The 17,764-nt window shown below is 69.0% G+C and carries 15 protein-coding genes and 2 tRNA genes; 10 read left to right on the top strand and 7 right to left on the bottom strand.

What is annotated here, in order from left to right; translation table 11 throughout:
• Positions 1–4: 4 nt before the first annotated feature.
• The gene (locus AB0D27_RS02665; protein WP_362501230.1) at positions 5–1,399 is read left to right on the top strand and encodes an amidase; all 1,395 of its coding nucleotides are present in this window, start codon (positions 5–7) and stop codon (positions 1,397–1,399) included.
• On the opposite strand, the gene AB0D27_RS02670 is transcribed toward AB0D27_RS02665, so the two are convergent.
• Complete coding sequence (locus tag AB0D27_RS02670) at positions 1,380–1,874, bottom strand: DUF3830 family protein (RefSeq protein ID WP_362501232.1); 495 nt, start codon at positions 1,872–1,874, stop codon at positions 1,380–1,382. The two genes, AB0D27_RS02665 and AB0D27_RS02670, sit on opposite strands and share 20 nt — an antisense overlap.
• A 95-nt stretch (positions 1,875–1,969) precedes the next feature.
• Here AB0D27_RS02670 and ehuB point away from each other — a divergent pair, with 95 nt between their 5' ends.
• The 6 genes from ehuB (at position 1,970) to AB0D27_RS02700 (ending at position 6,223) form a co-directional block, all read left to right on the top strand.
• Positions 1,970–2,905 (top strand): ectoine/hydroxyectoine ABC transporter substrate-binding protein EhuB, encoded by a 936-nt coding sequence (gene ehuB / locus AB0D27_RS02675; protein ID WP_362501234.1) that lies wholly within the window; start codon positions 1,970–1,972, stop codon positions 2,903–2,905.
• On the top strand, positions 2,902–3,630 hold the full coding sequence (ehuC, locus tag AB0D27_RS02680; RefSeq protein WP_362501235.1) for an ectoine/hydroxyectoine ABC transporter permease subunit EhuC: 729 nt from the start codon (positions 2,902–2,904) through the stop codon (positions 3,628–3,630). Before ehuB ends, ehuC begins: the two co-directional genes overlap by 4 nt.
• Complete coding sequence (ehuD, locus tag AB0D27_RS02685) at positions 3,627–4,277, top strand: ectoine/hydroxyectoine ABC transporter permease subunit EhuD (protein WP_362501237.1); 651 nt, start codon at positions 3,627–3,629, stop codon at positions 4,275–4,277. Before ehuC ends, ehuD begins: the two co-directional genes overlap by 4 nt.
• A 10-nt stretch (positions 4,278–4,287) precedes the next feature.
• Entirely contained in the window at positions 4,288–5,064 is a 777-nt protein-coding gene (gene ehuA / locus AB0D27_RS02690; RefSeq protein ID WP_362501239.1) for an ectoine/hydroxyectoine ABC transporter ATP-binding protein EhuA, read from the top strand.
• A 240-nt stretch (positions 5,065–5,304) separates the two neighbouring features.
• The gene (locus AB0D27_RS02695; protein WP_362501241.1) at positions 5,305–6,063 is read left to right on the top strand and encodes an IclR family transcriptional regulator C-terminal domain-containing protein; all 759 of its coding nucleotides are present in this window, start codon (positions 5,305–5,307) and stop codon (positions 6,061–6,063) included.
• An 86-nt stretch (positions 6,064–6,149) separates the two neighbouring features.
• Positions 6,150–6,223: transfer RNA gene (locus AB0D27_RS02700), tRNA-Lys, on the top strand.
• A gap of 193 nt (positions 6,224–6,416) precedes the next feature.
• Here AB0D27_RS02700 and AB0D27_RS02705 read toward each other — a convergent pair.
• From AB0D27_RS02705 to AB0D27_RS02725, 5 genes are all read right to left on the bottom strand, one after another.
• Positions 6,417–8,075, bottom strand: coding sequence for a long-chain-fatty-acid--CoA ligase (locus AB0D27_RS02705; protein WP_362501243.1), 1,659 nt, complete (start codon positions 8,073–8,075; stop codon positions 6,417–6,419).
• 47 nt (positions 8,076–8,122) lie between these two features.
• Complete coding sequence (locus tag AB0D27_RS02710; protein ID WP_362501245.1) at positions 8,123–8,641, bottom strand: DUF3592 domain-containing protein; 519 nt, start codon at positions 8,639–8,641, stop codon at positions 8,123–8,125.
• A 54-nt stretch (positions 8,642–8,695) separates the two neighbouring features.
• The gene (locus AB0D27_RS02715) at positions 8,696–9,319 is read right to left on the bottom strand and encodes a lytic polysaccharide monooxygenase (protein WP_362501247.1); all 624 of its coding nucleotides are present in this window, start codon (positions 9,317–9,319) and stop codon (positions 8,696–8,698) included.
• A 154-nt stretch (positions 9,320–9,473) separates the two neighbouring features.
• On the bottom strand, positions 9,474–10,658 hold the full coding sequence (locus AB0D27_RS02720) for an SPFH domain-containing protein (RefSeq protein WP_362501249.1): 1,185 nt from the start codon (positions 10,656–10,658) through the stop codon (positions 9,474–9,476).
• Positions 10,659–10,727: 69 nt separating this feature from the next.
• A complete protein-coding gene (locus tag AB0D27_RS02725) occupies positions 10,728–12,035 on the bottom strand; it encodes a peptidoglycan-binding protein (RefSeq protein ID WP_362501251.1) in 1,308 nt (435 codons plus the stop codon).
• Positions 12,036–12,221: 186 nt separating this feature from the next.
• Here AB0D27_RS02725 and AB0D27_RS02730 point away from each other — a divergent pair.
• From AB0D27_RS02730 to AB0D27_RS02740, 3 genes are all read left to right on the top strand, one after another.
• Positions 12,222–12,295 (top strand) — tRNA-Lys (locus AB0D27_RS02730).
• A 393-nt stretch (positions 12,296–12,688) separates the two neighbouring features.
• Entirely contained in the window at positions 12,689–14,638 is a 1,950-nt protein-coding gene (locus tag AB0D27_RS02735; RefSeq protein ID WP_362501253.1) for a glycosyltransferase family 2 protein, read from the top strand.
• Positions 14,635–16,572: a kelch motif-containing protein gene (locus AB0D27_RS02740; RefSeq protein WP_362501255.1), complete on the top strand. Its 1,938-nt coding sequence runs from the start codon at positions 14,635–14,637 to the stop codon at positions 16,570–16,572. Before AB0D27_RS02735 ends, AB0D27_RS02740 begins: the two co-directional genes overlap by 4 nt.
• Positions 16,573–16,647: 75 nt before the next feature.
• Here the strand turns inward: AB0D27_RS02740 and AB0D27_RS02745 are convergent, their stop codons facing one another.
• Positions 16,648–17,664, bottom strand: a complete 1,017-nt coding sequence (locus AB0D27_RS02745) for a glycoside hydrolase family 6 protein (RefSeq protein WP_362501257.1) — start codon at positions 17,662–17,664, stop codon at positions 16,648–16,650.
• Positions 17,665–17,764 lie beyond the last annotated feature (100 nt).

Raw genomic sequence — 17,764 nt, forward strand, 5'->3', positions numbered from 1 at the left:
GCCGATGTCGGAACTCACCGAGCTGACCGCCGTAGAACTCGTCGACGGCTACCGCAAGGGCGAATTCAGCCCCGTGGAGGCGACCCGGGCGGCCCTGGAGCGGGCGGACCGGATCCAGCCCGTCGTCAACGCGTTCGTACGCCTGGACGCGGAGGGGGCTCTCGCGCAGGCCCGGGATTCGGCCGAGCGGTGGCGGCGCGGGGAGCCGGCGGGGCTGGTGGACGGGGTTCCGGTCACGGTCAAGGACATCCTGCTGATGCGCGGCGTCCCGACCCTGCGCGGCTCGAAGACGGTTGACCCGCGGCGCCGTTGGGACGAGGACGCGCCGTCGGTGGCCCGGTTGCGCGAGCACGGCGCCGTCTTCCTCGGCAGGACGACGACACCGGAGTTCGGCTGGAAGGGCGTCACGGACTCGCCATTGACGGGGGTGACACGCAATCCCCACGACGTCTCGCGCACGGCGGGCGGCTCCAGCGGCGGAAGCGCGGCGGCGGTGGCGATGGGCGCGGGCCCGCTGTCCCTGGGCACGGACGGCGGCGGCAGCGTCCGCATCCCGGCCGCCTTCTGCGGGATCTTCGGCATGAAGCCCACGTACGGCAGGGTCCCGCTGTACCCCGCGAGCGCCTTCGGGACGCTGTCGCATGTGGGCCCGATGACGCGGGACGCCGCCGACGCGGCCCTGCTGATGGACGTGATCAGCGGTCCCGACCCGCGGGACTGGTCGGCGCTCGGGCCGGTGACCGGCTCCTTCGTGGACGCGCTGGAGGGCGGGGTGCGGGGCCTGCGGGTCGCGTACTCGCCGTCCCTCGGCGGGCAGGTCGCGGTCCGCCCGGCCGTCGCGGCGGCCGTACGGCGGGCGGTGGAGCGGCTCGCGGGGCTCGGCGCGTACGTCACCGAGGCCGATCCCGACTTCACCGACCCGGTGGAGGCGTTCCATGTGCTGTGGTTCAGCGGGGCGGCCCGCGTGACCCAGCATTTCGGGCCGCATCAGCGGGAGTTGCTCGATCCGGGCCTGCGGGAGATCTGCGGTCTCGGCGCCCGTTTCAGCGCGCTGGACTATCTGGCCGCGGTGGACGTCCGGATGAAGTTGGGGCGGCGGATGGGCCGCTTCCACCAGTCGTACGACCTGCTGGTCACGCCCACTCTTCCGCTGACGGCGTTCGAGGCGGGCGCGGAGGTTCCCGCCCGGTCGGGCCTGCGCCGCTGGACGGGCTGGACCCCGTTCACGTACCCCTTCAACATGTCGCAGCAGCCCGCGGCGACGGTCCCCGTCGGGGTGGACGCGGACGGCCTTCCGGTGGGGCTGCAGATCGTCGCCGCCCGGCACCGCGACGAGCTCGTCCTGCGCACGGCGCACGCGCTGTACGAGGCGGGAGTCGCTAGAGCCGTCGGAAACTGAGCGTCTCCCCCGCCGCGCCCGAGCGCCACAGGTCGTTGCAGGCCTCGGCCATCGCGTCGAGCCCTTCGACGACCTGGCCCCAGACGATGCCCGGGACCCAGCCCACATCCCCGTTCAGCAGCAGGTTGTTGCGCTCGTAGAACAGCGCCAGGTCCACCACTGTCGTCCCCGCGCGGACCTCGCGGTCGTATCCGTAGGCCCCCGTGCCCAGTTCCGTACCCGCGAACGAGAAATAACAGAGATCTCCCGGGATCGGGGTAACTGTCGGATTCTCCAGAGGTGGCTCCAATTTCACGAAAGGCGGGAAAAGGGCGTAGATCTCATTGCGTGCGTACTTCGCGTGGTAGACGTCGCCGCCCAGCGGAAGCGCGTTCCACACCGCCGCGCAGGTGATCGGCGCCCGGTCGTCGAGCAGTTTCGCCGTGCAGTGGACTCCCCGCTTGACCAGGGAGACTTCGAGGAATCGATCAGCCATGCATTCCATGGTCCCCCGGAGGTCAAGGGCGCGTCGCGCGTACGGGGCTCAAATCGATCCGAATACATCGCATGGAGTCGGGTAGCCGCGCGCCCATGGCTCCACCACTTGGGAATGACGGGAATGACACGGAGAAAAGAGCGGAGATACCACGGCCGAGTCGCCGGTCGCTGCTCGTCGGTGCCTCCGCGCTCGGTGCCGTCGGCGCGCTGGGCGCCGCCGGCTGCAGCCGGGTCGCCACGGCGGCCGGCACCGACGGCGGTGATCTCCTCGACCGGCTGAAGGCGCAGGGGGTCGTGCGGCTCGGCATCGCGGGCGAGATCCCCTTCGGCTACATCGACAAGAACGGCGAACTGACCGGGGAGGCGCCCGAACTCGCGAAGGCCGTCTTCAAGCGGCTGGGCATCGACCGTGTGCAGCCGGTGCCGACCGAGTTCGGCTCGCTCATTCCCGGGCTCAACTCGCAGCAGTTCGACGTCGTGTCCGCCGGGATGTACATCAACCCCGAGCGCTGCCAGCAGGTCATCTTCGCGGACCCGGACTATCAGATGCTCGACGCCTTCATCGTGCGCAAGGGCAATCCGAAGGGCCTGCACGACTACAAGGACGTCGTGGCGAAGAAGGCCAGGTTCGCGACCGGCACCGGGTACGCGGAGATCCAGTACGCGGTCGAGGCCGGGTACAAGGAGAGCGACATCCTGGTCGTGCCGGACCAGGTGGCCGGGCTGAACGCCGTGGAGGCGGGGCGCGTCGACGTCTTCGCGGGCACCGCGCTGACCACGCGCGAAGTGGTCAAGAAGTCCCGCAAGGCGGAGAGTACGAAGCCCTTCGCACCGCTGGTCAAGGGCAAGCCGCACATCGACGGCGGCGGCTTCGCGTTCCGGTCCGCGGAGACGAAACTGCGGGACGCCTTCAACGTGGAGCTGCGGAAGCTGAAGGACAGCGGCGAACTGTTCCGCATCCTCAAGCCCTTCGGTTTCACCAAGGCCGAGATGACCGACATGACCGCGAAGGAGCTGTGCCGCGGATGACTTCGGGACTCTGGGAACTCGTACTCAAAGGGATCTGGGTCACCCTCCAACTGCTGTTCTTCAGCGCCCTGTTGGCCGGTGCCGTGTCCTTCGCCGCCGGGATGGCGCGTACCTCGCGCCGGTGGATCGTCCGCTTCCTCGCGGGCTTCTACACCGAGGTGTTCCGCGGCACCTCCGCGTTGATCATGATCTTCTGGGTGTACTTCGTGCTGCCGCTCGCCTTCGGCTGGCAGCTCGTCCCGATGTGGGCGGGCACGCTGGCGCTGGGGCTGACGTACGGGGCGTACGGCTCGGAGATCGTGCGCGGGGCGCTGAACGCGGTCGACCCCGCGCAGCGCGAGGGCGGTATCGCGCTCAGCTTCACGACCTGGCAGCGGATGCGGCTGATCCTGCTGCCGCAGGCGGTGCCCGAGATGATCCCCTCCTTCTGCAATTTGCTGATCGAGTTGCTCAAGGGCACGGCGCTGGTCTCCGTCATGGGGATGGGCGATCTGGCCTTCAGCGGCAATCTGGTGCGGCTCGCGCTGCAGCAGAGCGCCGAGATCTACACGTACGTCCTGCTCATCTACTTCGTCATCGCCTTCGCTCTCACCCGGCTCATGCGCGCTCTGGAGAAACGGCTGAAGGCCGGGGTCGGCAAGGAACCCGAGCGCGGTGTCACCGCGCGTGAGCTGCGCCGGGCCGAGACCACCGGAGTGGGAGCCGCTAGTGGAGGTGCCTCATGACGTGGGACTGGAGAGCGGTCGGTGACTTCATGCCGCACTTCTGGGACGGGCTGCTGGTCACCCTGCAGGCGCTGGCCCTCGGTTCGCTGATCTCGTTCGCCCTTGGCCTGGTGTGGGCGCTGCTGATGCGGGCGCCGACGCGCGGGGTGCGCTGGCCGGTCGGCGTGGTCACCGAGTTCGTCAGGAACACCCCGCTGCTGGTGCAGCTGTTCTTCCTCTTCTACGTGCTGCCCGAGTGGAACATCACCTTCTCCGCGCTGACCACGGGTGTCGTCGCGATCGGGCTGCACTACTCGACGTACACGATGCAGGTCTACCGGGCCGGCATCGAGGCGGTGCCCGCCGGCCAGTGGGAAGCGGCCACGGCGCTCAGCCTTCCCGCGCGGCGCACCTGGGCGGCGGTGATCCTGCCGCAGGCGATCCGCCGTGTGGTGCCCGCGCTGGGCAACTACGTCATCGCGATGCTCAAGGACACCCCGCTGCTGATGACCATCACCGTGCTGGAGATGCTCGGCGAGGCGCGACTGTACTCGCAGCAGCACTTCCAGTTCACCGAGCCGCTCACGGTCATCGGTGTGGCCTTCATCCTCATTTCCTATCCGGCTTCCCTGCTTCTGCGAGCCCTGGAGCGACGTCTTGTCCGCTGACACCCCCCTGATGAAAGAACCCGACGCGCACGCCAATCCCCCGGTGGACGGCGCGGAGCTGATCCGCTTCGACAAGGTCACCAAGCGCTTCGGGGACAACACCGTTCTCGACGGTCTCGACTTCCGGGTCGACTCCGGGAAGCACGTCACGCTGATCGGACCGTCCGGCTCCGGCAAGACGACGATCCTGCGGCTGCTCATGACCCTGCTCAAGCCGGACGAGGGCATGATCACGGTCGCCGGGGAGCGGCTGTTCCCTGCGGGCGAGAAGCAGATCCGCGAGGTCCGCAAGAAGATCGGGATGGTCTTCCAGCAGTTCAACCTGTTCCCGAACATGAGCGTGCTGAGGAACATCACCGAGGCGCCCGTCACCGTTCTCGGCCTGCCCAAGGACGAGGCCGAGGCGCGGGCCCGCGAGCTGCTCGAGCTGGTGGGCCTGGCGGACAAGTGCGACGAGCGGCCCGGCCGGCTGTCCGGCGGGCAGCAGCAGCGGGTCGCGATCGCCCGGGCGCTGGCGATGCGGCCGCAGGTGCTGCTCCTGGACGAGGTGACGTCCGCGCTCGACCCCGAGCTGGTCGCGGGCGTCCTCGATGTGCTCCGTGACATCGCCCACACCACCGACATCACGATGCTGTGTGTGACCCACGAGATGAATTTCGCCCGGGACATCTCCGATCAGGTGCTGATGTTCGATTCCGGCCACGTCATCGAGTCGGGTCCGCCGGAGAAGATCTTCAGCGATCCGGAGCACGAGCGGACCCGGGAATTTCTCAGCGCCGTTCTGTGACTACGGTGGGTGAAGGCGGAGGCGGGCGGGAAGGTGCGAGGTCCGGTCGCTGGGGCATGCCCAATGTGCCATGACGTTGGCATATGCCAGGGTGGCGCCTTCCTGTTGAGAGGGGTGGAAGGCGCCATCAATCTCGTCAACAGACGCTCACAGAACGCCCTTTGGTGGTTATCGTGGGGGGAGCCCAGCTGTCCGGGCTGTGTCTTTTTGAGCCGGGCCCATGAAGCGCGGGGGGAAACCGTGGCGCTGATGAACGAGCCGACCGCGCCGTACCACTCGGCCCAGGACGCCCTGCGCGTCCTGGAGACGGTGTCGCGGCACACCACCGGTGTCACCGACGCCGAACTAGCTCGCAAGACCCGCCTCGACACCGAGCGGCTGACCGCCCTGCTGCGGATGCTGCGCCGGGAGGGGTACGTCCAGCAGATCGCCGACGGCGCGTACGTCACCGGCGCGGCCCTCGGCCGGCTCGGCTCCGCCCACGGCCGCGAGCAGGCGCTGCGCGAGAAGCTCCAGCAGACCATCGACCGGCTGCGCGACTCGGTCGGCGCCGCGATCTACCTCAGCCGGTACGTCGACGGTGAGATCCACATCACCCAGTGCGCCACCAGCGCGGCCACCCCGGCGGTCAACGAGTGGGTCGACTTCCGCTCCTCCGCCCACGCCAGCGCGATCGGCAAGAGCCTGCTCGGCCAGCTCGACCACCATGGCCGCCGGGACCACCTCGCCCGCCACAAGATGGCCCGTCTCACCTCCCGCACGATCACGGACGAACGGCTGCTGCTGTCCCGCCTCGAAGCCCAGCCGCCCACCGTGCCCGTCCTCGACCTCCAGGAGTACGCCATCGGCACGGTCTGCGCGGCCGTCCCCATCACGGCGGGCTCCTCCGTCGGCTGCCTCGCGCTGTCCCTGCCGGTCGAGCACGCCCACCGCCTGCGGCAGGCCGCGGACACGCTGAACCGGGGAGCCGCCCCGGTCCTGCTCTCCCTGGCGATCTAGCGCGCCGCCGGGTGGTCGGAAGCACCCCCACGGACCAGGTAGTATTTCTTTTGTCGCCGACCGCGAGAGCGGGAGGCGGGAGTCATGCGCCGCTAGCTCAGTTGGTTAGAGCAGCTGACTCTTAATCAGCGGGTCCGGGGTTCGAGTCCCTGGCGGCGCACAATGTCGATGGCGAGGATGTTCGCGGGAAAGCGCGAACCTCCTCGCCATCGTCGTTTTTGCGCGGCTTCGCCGCGCGTTGTGGGGGCTTCGCCACCCACACCCCCATCAGGTGGACACGGCTCAGCTCCGGGCGTAAGAGCGAGCGGCCAGAGGGGGGCGAGGAGCAGAGGCGAGGTAGGCCCTGCCCCACCTCACCTCCCGAGCAGGTCCTCGCGCCCCCGCTCCCGGTACCGCACCAGCAGCTCCTCGACGTCCGCCTCCTCCAGCCTGCGGTACGCCGTCTCCCCGGGCGCCCGCCACCACACCGGGTCCGGGCACCGGAAGCCCTCGCGCCGCAGCCCGACCCGGTGGATCTTGTTGGTGGCGGTGACGGGCATCCGCCGCACGATCCGCACGAAACGGGGTGCCATCTTGGTGCCCAGGTCCGGCTGTGCGAGAAGGAATTCACTGAAGGAGAGCGGATCGAAGCGCTCGGCCGCTTCGAGGGCCAGCGTCGCCATCACCTGGTCCCCGGCCACCGGGTCCGGCACCGCGTACACCGCCACGGCGGCGGCGCTCTCGTACCGGGCGAGGATGTTCTCGATCATCGCGGCGGCGAGGTTCTCGCTGTCGACGCGCAGCCGGTCGTCGGTGCGTCCGGCGAAGTAGAGGTATCCGTCGGCGTCGCGGTAGAAGAGGTCGCCGGTCCAGTACCAGCCGTCGCGAAGGCGGGCCGCCTCCGCTTCCGGATTGCGCCAGTAGCCCTCGAAGGGGTTGGACCCCCGGTTCACCAACTCGCCTATGGCGTCGGACCCGTTGAGGAGCCTGCCGTCCTCGCTGAAAACGGCGTGCGGGCATTCGCTCCGGGTGGCCGGGTCGACCACGGCGAGGTCGGAGCCGGGCGCCGCCCGCCCGATCGCCCCGGCCGGGGTACCGGGCGTCCGCTGGACGGCCGCGCCGCCCTCCGAGGAGCCGTACCCCTCCACGAGCCGCACCCCGAAACGCTCCTCGAAGCGGGCCGCGTCGACCGCGCCGGCCTCCGTGCCGAAGCCCGTCCGCAGCGGGTTGTCGCGGTCGTCGGGGCGGGCGGGCGTGGCCAGCAGGTACTGCACGGCACGGCCCACGTAGGTGAAGTACGTGGCCCCGCTGGCCCGTACGTCCGCCAGGAACCCCGACGCGGAGAAGCGGCGGCGCAGCGCGACCGCCGCGCCGGCCGCCAGCGCGGGCGCCCAGTCGGCGATCACCGCGTTGCCGTGGAACATCGGCATGCAGACGTAGTGCGTGTCGTCCGGCCGCACCCCGAAGTGGTCGACGAGCGACTGCCCGGCCGCGGCGAGTCTGCCCTGGGTGCAGATCGCGGCCTTGGGGGCGCCGGTCGAGCCGGAGGTGAAGTAGAGGAGGAGGCGGTCGTCGGGGCTCGCCCGTGCCGGGTCCGGCTTCGCGCCCTCGTACGGCTTCAGGAGTTGTGCGTAGGCCTCCGTGTCGGTCACCAGGACGCGTACGCCTGGGAGTTCGAGGCCGTCGAGGAGGGGCAGGTGGGTCCGCTCGGTGACCAGGACGCGGCACTCGGTGTGCAGGATGTCGCGGGCCAGTTCGGGGCCGCGCCGGGTTGGGTTGATCCCCGCGACGGCGGCGCCGGCGAGTGCGGCGCCGCTCAACCACATCGGATACTCGGGTGTGTTGTCGAGCAGCGCCCCGAGATGCGGCTCGGCGCCGGGTGGCAGCAGGTCGGCCAGGAGCGCCGCCCGCGCCGCCGCGCCCGCCGCCACCCGGTGATGGCTCATGACCCTGCCCTCGAACCACAGCCCCGGGCGGTGGTCACCCCACCGTTCCGCTACGAGCTCCGCGACGGTGCGCCTCATGGACCCCATAGGGGCGCACCATAATTGACGCACCGTCAGATGTGGAGGCGTGCGCCCTACATCCCGCCGAAGAACCCGTCGTCCGCCTGGGACATGTCGTGGTACGCGACCATGAAGCCGACGCAGAAGACGATGATCACGCCGAAGAACACCAGGAAGGCGATGGTGCTCGCGGCGGCCTTTACCGGGCTCGGCGCGTGCGCCGTGGCCTTCTCCGGGCGCGTGGCCGTGTAGTGCACGGTGACGATGTCGCCCTCGACGACGGTCGAGGGACCGTTCCCCTCCTCGAAGCGGACCGTGCGGCCCTCGCGCGTCATGAACTCGTAGACGTGGTGCAGTGTCGTGGTGACGGAGGTGTCGCCACCGCCGCCGCTGGTCGTCGTGTACGACCTGAGGCAGCGCGCCTCGGCGGTCAGCCCGCTGCTCCAGGCGCTGCGCAGCTCCCATGAGCGGCGGATCACCCGGACCGCCGCGAAGATCACTACTGCCATGATCAGTCCGGGCATGGCGTAGAAGAACAGGCTCATCAGGTCCCCCGGTGTTCGGTACAGCTCCCCGCACGCCGTCATGGTCATGTCGACGTGCGGGGAACATACCCTCCGGGGCCGGGGGTGCGGCTCAAGGGAGCCTCAGAAAGTGACGTCCGCGCAGGAGTAGAACGCGTTCGCCGTGTCGGCGATCGTCCACACGCCGAGAACGATGTGGTGGCCACTCTTGCCGGCCGGCAGGGTGCCGGTGTGCGAGAACGTGGACGGGGGGCGCTGTCCGTTGTAGGGGACCGTCAGGAACGGGGTGGTCTCCAGGTCCGCGCGGGTCAGCGCGTGGTTCTGGTTCCAGCCGGTCTTGGTGACGAAGTACTTGAAGTCGGTCGTGGCGTGCACGGCGGTGAACTGCCAGCGGAAGCTGTAGCTCTGTCCCGCCGTGACCTTGGTCGTCGGCCAGGCCGTGCCCGCCGGCGTCCTGGGCTGGTCGAGCTGGCCGAAGTTGGTGTGGTTCGCGGAGCAGATCTGGCCGTCGGCCGGACCGGCCGCCGGGAAGCCCTTGGGGCCCTCGACGCTCTGCGGCTCCCACTGGATGTCACCGCAGTTGGCCACACTGCCACCGTTGGCGGAGCACAACTTCTGCCTGCTGAGGGGCTGGTCGGTGTAGCCGTGGGCGCCCGCGCCACCGGTGGAGAGCACGAAGGTGCCCGCCGTGGCGAGGCCGACGACGGCCGCGTACAACTTGGCTTTCCTGGTCGTCCGTATGCGCATGCTGCCGCTCCTGGAGGACGTGGGGGAGGTTCTCATGAGCTGTGCGCGCCAAGCTCAGGTCTAGACCAAGTCCCAGATTATTGCCGAGAGTTGACTGTGTCCATATCAACGACGTGTCCATACCCATCGCGGCGGCGTTTCCGGGAAGGCCCTCTCACGACGACGTCTCCCTGCGCCCCGTACAGAACGCCACCGTCAGGTCCTTCACCAGCGCCTTGCGTTCGTAGTCGTCCAGCTCCACGAGCCCCCGCACGGTCAGCCGTGTCACCGTGTCCTCGACCGAGTCGACGACCGAGCTGAGCACGGTGTCGCGGTGCTGGGCGTCCAGGGTCGCGATACGGCGGCGCTGCATCACGGCGGCGATCTCGGGGGCGTACTCGATCCGAGTCGGCTGCGCCGAGAACACCTGCAGGCCGACCGGCGCCGTGTCCGCGGCCACCAGCCGGGTCAGCGCCTCGCCGACGGCCTCCGTGTTGCGCAGGGTGGCGTCCTTGACGACGGCGGGCGGCAGCTCGGCCGGGAGCTGCGAGAGCACCCGCGAGAGCGCCGCCTCCACACACTCGCGCAGGTAGGCCTGGTGGTCCTCCACCGCGAGCGTGGCGCGCGCGGTGTCCTTGACGCGCCAGACGACGAGCACGACCACCCGCAGCGCGACCCCGTTCGCGTCGACCGCGGACATCGGCTCACTGCGCCAGTGCCGCAGCCGGACGTCGACCCGGCGGCGCAGCACCAGCGGGTTGACCCACATCAGCCCGGTGCGCCGGACCGTGCCGCGGTAGCGCCCGAAGAGGCCGAGCACCCAGGCCTGCCCGGTCCGGCCGCGCGCGAGACCGCCGAACCCGAACAGGCCGAGCGTCACGGCCCCGGCGTACGCCGCCCACTGCGCGAGTCCGAGCCCGGCGCCCGCGTACCCGGGCAGCTTCAGCGCTTCCAGCACGGCATGCGGCAGTACGCCCGCCCACCACGAGGTGAGCGCACATCCGGCCACACCGCAGGTCCCGGCCAGCACACCTGCCACTCCGGGCAGCACCCGCGCGGGCCGCTCCACGAGCTCGGGGTCCACCTCCGGCACCGGGCGCGGCGCCCTTCCAAGTACGGGCCGCCGGATGCGCGGCTGCTCGCCGGTGCCGCGCCGGCGGCCCACGACGGCGGGCGCGAGCGGCACCGAGAGCGGCTCGGGATCGTCCCGGAAGAGCAGATGGACGGGGATCTCGGTGGTCACCTCGTTCTGGATGAGCCGGGCGGACCGCGCGGCGCCGCCCTCCGGTGCGCCCTCGGTGCCGGGGCGCCGGGACGACGCCCCCTCGGACTCCGGGGTGTGTGAAGTCGTCGTACTCATAGGTGCCTCCATGCCTCCGCGCCTGGAAGTGTGATCACGAGCTGCGCCGGAACACCGTGGTGCCGGTTTTCAGAAGAAGAGCCGCCGCCAGGTCTCCGGCCCCGGACAGCCGTCCGCCGCGCCGCCACGCCAGCCCTGTGCCCGCTGGAACGCCTCGACGCCGCGCCGGTCCGCCTCGCCCCAGCGCGGCCCGGGCCCCGATGTGTAGTACTTGCCGAATCCCTTCTCGATCAGCCGCTTTCCGAGCCGGGTGACGTACTCGTTGTCCGCGCCGGGCCGGAACATCCCGCGCCCGGGATAGCCGGGCACCCCATGCGAGGAGGCGCCCGGCTTCGTTCCGGGGTTGCCCGCCGGGGGCGCCGGAATGTCCTTGCCCTTCTTCCCCACCAGGTACGACCACGTCTGCGGCCCCGGCAGCCCGTCCGCGTCGGCGCCACTCCAGCCCTGCGCCCGCTGGAACGCCTGGGTGGCCAGCCGGTCCGCGTCCGACCAGCGCGGGCCCGGGCCCGAGGTGTAGAAGCGGCCCGCGCCCCGCTCCACGAGGAGGCGGCCCAGCTGGGTGACGTACGAGTTGTCCGCGCCGGGCCCGAAGGACGCGGAGCCCGGGTAGCGGGCGGTCGTGGACGCGCCCGCGCCGCTCACGCCCTCCGCCAGCCCCTTGTAGCGATACGCCGCATAGCGGTCGGAGTTGCTCCAGTACGGGTACGGGGTGGCCTGCTTCCGGGTCTGCGGGCGGGTCTGCTCGTACGCGAGGTAATAGCTGTGCGTGTAGTCCGTCCAGCCGCCGAAAAGGATGACGTGCGAGCCGTTCTCGGGGTTCTCCGGATTGTGGAAGAGAAGAATGTCGCCGGGTTGCAGCTGATCGCGGGAAATCTGTAGGCCAAAGGTGTCGAGGCTGCCCGTCCATTCATTTCCCGGCAGGTTCCACGCCATCGAGACAAAGCCGGAACAGTCCTGCCGGTAGCCGTCCGGCCAATACGACTCCATGTCGTACGGCACTCGCGCGGCGACCCATTCCTTGGCCCGGTTGATGATCTCGGCCCGGGAGGTCGTGGGCGTCTTGGCCACGGTGCTGGGCTTCGCCGGCTTCCCGGACGGTCCGTGCAGCGGGGCCTTGCCTCCCTGCGGGGTTTCGGGCTCGTCACCTGCGGGAACGCCCGGCCGAGCGGGTCCGTACGCGGCCGCGACCGCCGGTGTCGCCTGGCCCACGCCGAGGACGGTGCCCGCCGCCGCGGCGATGACGAGCGCCTTGCGGGCCGCCGGATGGCCGACGGGCCCAGGCAGCGAGGACGGGGGCATGACGCGCCGCCAGTGAACGCATCCGGGGCAGTCGCAGTCGCTCGCGGGATCGAATTCCTCGAATACCGGAGCCTCCATGCGATTCCCCTCACACTCCAGGTCGAAATGTACGCGGTTGTGCACACGCGTCAGTTTCGCAACTGTCGTCCGCTGTCGCATGTTGACGGTCCGAATGATGTACCCGGGCCCCGGCGGCCCCTCCTGCCCCGGAGCCTCTCGGTCCGGAGCACCCACGCGGGTCGGGTAGAGTTCTCGGGTCAGTGCGCGCCGCTAGCTCAGTTGGTTAGAGCAGCTGACTCTTAATCAGCGGGTCCGGGGTTCGAGTCCCTGGCGGCGCACCGGCGGAAGGGGCTTCCTCGCAGCAGCGGGGGAGCCCCTTCTTCGTACACACGTCCCAATTAGCGCGTATGACCGGTTAACACCTCGTTTCGCATCTTGCGATCATGAGGAAGGGCGTAGAACCCTGGGCTTCAAGGGACTGTCGATACATGCCAGTTGCGACAGTTGGGGGCATGGCCGGTTGTGTCCGTGGGGGGCTGGGGGCCCCGTTCATGAACCGATGCCGAGGGGGGCATCATGCAACCGGAAGGCCGTCTTTCCATGTCTATTGGTGTGGATGATGTGGTGAGGGCGGCCGGCCAGTGACGCGTCCGGGACGGTCGAGGGGGACCCGAGCGGACGACAGAGAACCGACGAATACGCACGTGACCGTGCGTGCGGGGGGATGACTCATGACGTCGACGCCGACGGGCGCCCGACAGGACTTCGACCCGTCAGAAACGACCCAGCTCCGGGTGCCATCGCACCGGACCGGCGGCTTCCGCAGGATCAAGAAGTCGCTTCCAAGATATGACTACGAGCACTACAGCCGCCTCGCCGGACCCCTCACACAGCCCGACCCGAACAAGCCGTACAAGGTCCAGTACCGGTCGCTGCTGTCGCAGGAGCCCCACCGCATACGGGCCGCCCTCATGCTGGGCGCCGCGCCGCTGCTCTCGCTGATCCTGCTCGGCTGGCTACTGCAGCCCGAGCACTGGACCGAACGGGACTATCCCGCCTACGACTTCCTGCCGGCGCTCGACATCGTGATGCTGGTCTCGATCGGTCTGATCGAGTTCTTCCGCTGCATGAACGTGCTGTCGAACGCGCACGCCACGCTGGTCGCCCGCGACCCGGTCCCGGTGGTGCCCGAAACCGGTACCAGAGTCGCCTTCCTCACCTCCTTCGTGCCCGGCAAGGAGCCCCTCGCCATGGTGACGAAGACCCTGGAGGCGGCCGTCAAGCTGCGCCACCGGGGGCTTCTGCACGTCTGGCTCCTCGACGAGGGCGACGACCCGGAGGTGAAGGAGGTGTGCGCGCGCCTGGGTGTGCACCACTTCTCCCGCAAGGGCGTCGCGAAGTGGAACCAGGCCAAGGGCGCGCACCGGGCCAAGACCAAGCACGGCAACTACAACGCCTGGCTGGAAGCACACGGCGGCGACTACGACTACTTCGCCTCGGTCGACACCGACCACGTCCCGCTGCCCAACTACCTGGAGCGGATGCTCGGCTTCTTCCGCGACCCGGACGTCGGCTTCGTCATCGGCCCCCAGGTGTACGGCAATTACGACACCTTCGTCACCAAGGCCGCCGAGTCGCAGCAGTTCCTCTTCCACGCCCTCATCCAGCGCGCCGGCAACTTCTACGGTTCCCCCATGTTCGTGGGCACCTCCAACGCCGTACGCATCAAGGCGCTGCAGCAGATCGGCGGCCTGTACGACTCGATCACCGAGGACATGGCGACCGGCTTCGAGATGCACCGCGCCAAGAACCCGGCCACCGGCAAGAAGTGGAAGTCCGTGTACACCCCGGACGTGCTCGCCGTCGGTGAGGGGCCGAGCGCCTGGACGGACTTCTTCACCCAGCAGCTGCGCTGGTCCCGGGGCACCTACGAGACGATCCTCAAGCAGTACTGGAAGGGCTTCTTCTCGATGCCTCCGGGCAAGCTCTTCAACTACACGATGATGATCATCTTCTACCCGATGTCGGCCCTCAACTGGATCCTCGCCGCGCTGAGTTGCGCGCTGTTCCTGGGCCTCGGCGCATCCGGGGTGAACATCGACCCGACGGTCTGGCTGATGCTGTACGGCAACGCGTCCGCGCTCCAGATCGGCCTGTACATCTGGAACCGCCGGCACAATGTCTCCCCGCACGAGCCGGAGGGTTCGGGCGGTGTCGCGGGCATGGTGATGTCGGCCCTGTCCGCGCCGATCTACGCCCGCTCCCTCATGGACGCCGTACTGCGCCGCAAGAGCAAGTTCGTGGTGACGCCCAAGGGTGATTCGGCAAGCCCGGACACACTGTTCGGGACCTTCCGGATCCATCTGTTCTTCATTCTGGTCTTCGCCGGCTCGATCGCCGCCGGCGTCCTGCTCGGGCACTCCCACCCCGCGATGATCACCTGGGCCTGTTTCGCCCTGCTGATCACCGCCTCGCCGATCTTCGCCTGGCGCTGGACCATGCGCCAGGAGAGGAAGAAGCCGCCGGTGCCGCCCGAGTCCGTCGCCGTTCCGCCCGGGGCCTCCGTGCCCCAGCAGGAGCAGCACGCCCCGCACTCGCCGCAGCACAAGCCCAGTTGGGCAGCCGCGCACGGGGGCAACGACCAGACCATGCAGATCGCCCTTGGGGGACGTAAGAAATGAAAGACGGTGCCCGCCGCCGCCGTGTCCGCCGCCTCGGGATAACCGGGGTGGTGGTGCTCGCTCTGGCCGGGATGAACGGTCCATGGCTGTATCGCTTCGGATCGGACAAATACCACCAGTACACGATCAACAAGCCGGAGTACAAAGCCGCCAACGGTCACTGGGACATCATCAATTTCCCCCAGCAGTACCGGCTCAACACCATCCACGCGGCCCTGCTGCACACCGGCAAGATCCTGCTGATCGCGGGCTCGGGCAACAATCAGGACAACTTCGACGCGAAGAAGTTCGACACCCGGATCTGGGACCCGGTCAAGGGAACCATCAAGGCGATCCCGACACCGGCGGACCTGTTCTGCACGGGGCACACGCAGCTCGCCAACGGCAATCTGCTGATCGCCGGCGGCACCAAGCGGTACGAGACGCTGAAGGGGGACGTCACCAAGGCCGGCGGCCTGATGGTCGTCCACAACGAGAACCCCGACAAGCCGATCACGCTGCCCGCGGGCACCAAGTTCACCGGCAAGGAGAACGGCAAGACGTTCGTCTCCAAGGACCCGGTGCTCGTCCCGCGGGCCAAGAAGGTCTTCGACAAGGCGACCGGCAAGTTCCTGCGCAACGACCCGGGCCTCGGCCGTATCTACGTCGAGGCGCAAAAGAGCGGCCAGAAGCACGAGACGGGCACCCAGGACAACTACCGGATCCAGGGTCTGACCGGCGCGGACGCCCGCAACACCTACGGCATCGCGCAAAAGCTCGCGCTGGACAAGAAGGACTTCCAGGGGATCAGGGACGCCTACGAGTTCGACCCGGTCGCCGAGAAGTACATCAAGGTCGACCCGATGAACGAGGCCCGCTGGTACCCGACGCTGACCACCCTGTCGGACGGCAAGGTCCTCAGCCTCTCCGGTCTCGACGAGATCGGCCAGCTGGTGCCGGGCAAGAACGAGGTGTTCGACCCGAAGACCAAGAAGTGGACGTACACCAAGGGCATCCGGCAGTTCCCGACCTACCCGGCGATCTCCCTGATGCAGAACGGCAAGCTCTTCTACTCGGGTTCCAACGCCGGTTACGGGCCCGACAACGTGGGCCGCGACCCCGGAGTCTGGGACCTGGAGACCAACAAGTTCACCAAGCTCAAGGGCCTGAGCGACCCGAACATGATGGAGACGTCCGGCACGGTGCTGCTGCCCCCCGCGCAGGACGAGAAGTATCTGGTGATCGGCGGCGGCGGGGTCGGCGAGTCCAAGCTGTCCAGCAAGAAGACCCGGCTCATCGACCTGAAGAGCCCGAACCCGACGTTCAAGGACGGGCCCGAGCTGGACAAGGGCACCCGCTATCCGCAGTCCTCGATCCTGCCGGACGACACCGTGCTGGTGTCCGGCGGCTCCGAGGACTACCGCGGGCGCGACGCCTCGAACATCCTCCAGGCACGGATCTACCAGCCGAAGACCGACAGCTTCGAGCGGGTGGCCGACCCGCTGGTGGGCCGCAACTACCACTCGGGCTCGATCCTGCTGCCCGACGGCCGCGTGATGTTCTTCGGCTCCAACTCGCTCTACGCCGACAAGGCCAACACCAAGCCCGCCACGTTCGAGCAGCGCATCGAGATCTACACCCCGCCGTACCTCTACCGCGACGCGCGGCCCTCGCTCTCCGGCGGCCCGAAGACGATCGCCCGCGGCGCCTCGGCGACCTTCACCTCGGCGCACGCCTCGTCCATCAAGACGGCCCGGCTGATCCGGCCGAGCGCGTCCACCCATGTCACCGACGTCGACCAGCGGTCCATCGCACTGGACTTCAAGAAGACGAAGAACGGCATCACGGTGACCGTGCCGAAGAGCCGGAATCTAGTCGAGTCCGGCTGGTACATGCTGTTCGTGACGGACGATCAGGGGACGCCGAGCAAGGCGCAGTGGGTCAAGGTGCCCTGATCCCTCGAGGGTTACGTTGCTGGGGGCGCCGTCCGCTACTCGCGGAGGGCGCCCCCGGTCCCGTACCGGATGCCGCTACTTGGAAGCCTTCGCCAGCCTCAGCGCGTACTCCGGCCACCACTGGCCCGCCTTCGGGCCGCCCTTGCAGGTGCCGTCCGACTCGCCGGGACGCTTGACCCAGAGGTAGGCGTCGACGAGCGGGTCGGCGGTCTTGGTCGTCGGGCTCTCGCCGAGCGCCCGACCCGGCGGGTTGCACCAGTTCTCGTCGGCCTTGTCGGCCGTGTACGGACCCTTGCCGTTGCGGCTGGTGTCGATGACGAAGTGCTTGCCGCCGACCTTCGCGGACAGTTGCCTGCCGTAGGCGATGGAGTCCTGCGTCGAGTAGAAGTTGGAGACGTTGACGGAGAAGCCGTCGGCCTGGTCGATGCCGGCCAGCTGCAGCGGCTGGAAGATCTGGTCGGGGTGACCCCAGCCCGCGTTGCCCGCGTCCAGATAGACCTTCGTGTTCTTGAGGGACTTCAGCTTGCCGATGGCGCCCTTGAGGAGGTCGTAGCGCTCCTCCTGGAACTCGGCCGGAGTGCACTGGTTGACCAGGTGCAGGAGGGCGTCCGGCTCGAGGATCACCGTGGCGGGGCGGTCCTCGATTCCCCTCGCGACCCCGTCGATCCAGGCCCGGTAGGCGTTGCCGTCGGCGGCGCCGCCTTGCGAGAACTGGCCGCAGTCGCGGTGCGGAATGTTGTAGAGGACCAGGATCGCGGCGCGGTCGGCCTTCTCGGCGGCCTCGGTGAAACCGCGCGCCTCCGCCTCGGGGTTCTCCGGGCCGATCCACTCCCCGGTCGGCTGCTCGGCGATCTTGCGGATCTGGTCGGCGTCGTCGTCCTTGCCCGACTTCACATAGGTGGCGACCTGCTCGGCCGCGTTGCCGTCCGGGTTGACCCAGAACGGGTCCGCGTTCTTGGGCTGTTGGGTGACCTTGGAGCCGGACCCCTCGTGCTGGCCGCCGCCCCCGGAGGAGAAACACCCCGCGAGCAGCAGTGCCGCTCCCGCCACCGCCACGGACGCCCGAACCCCGGCCCCCCTTGTGCCGTACATCCAACTCCCCCTTGGGTGCGCGGTCCTAAGCCTCAATCCTGACATACCTGTCGTGCCGCCCACGAGGTCGCCCGAGCCTTGTCGGAGAGCTGTTACAGCC

This window comes from Streptomyces sp. NPDC048415 (genome assembly GCF_040651675.1).
In the GTDB taxonomy this organism is placed as follows: domain Bacteria; phylum Actinomycetota; class Actinomycetes; order Streptomycetales; family Streptomycetaceae; genus Streptomyces.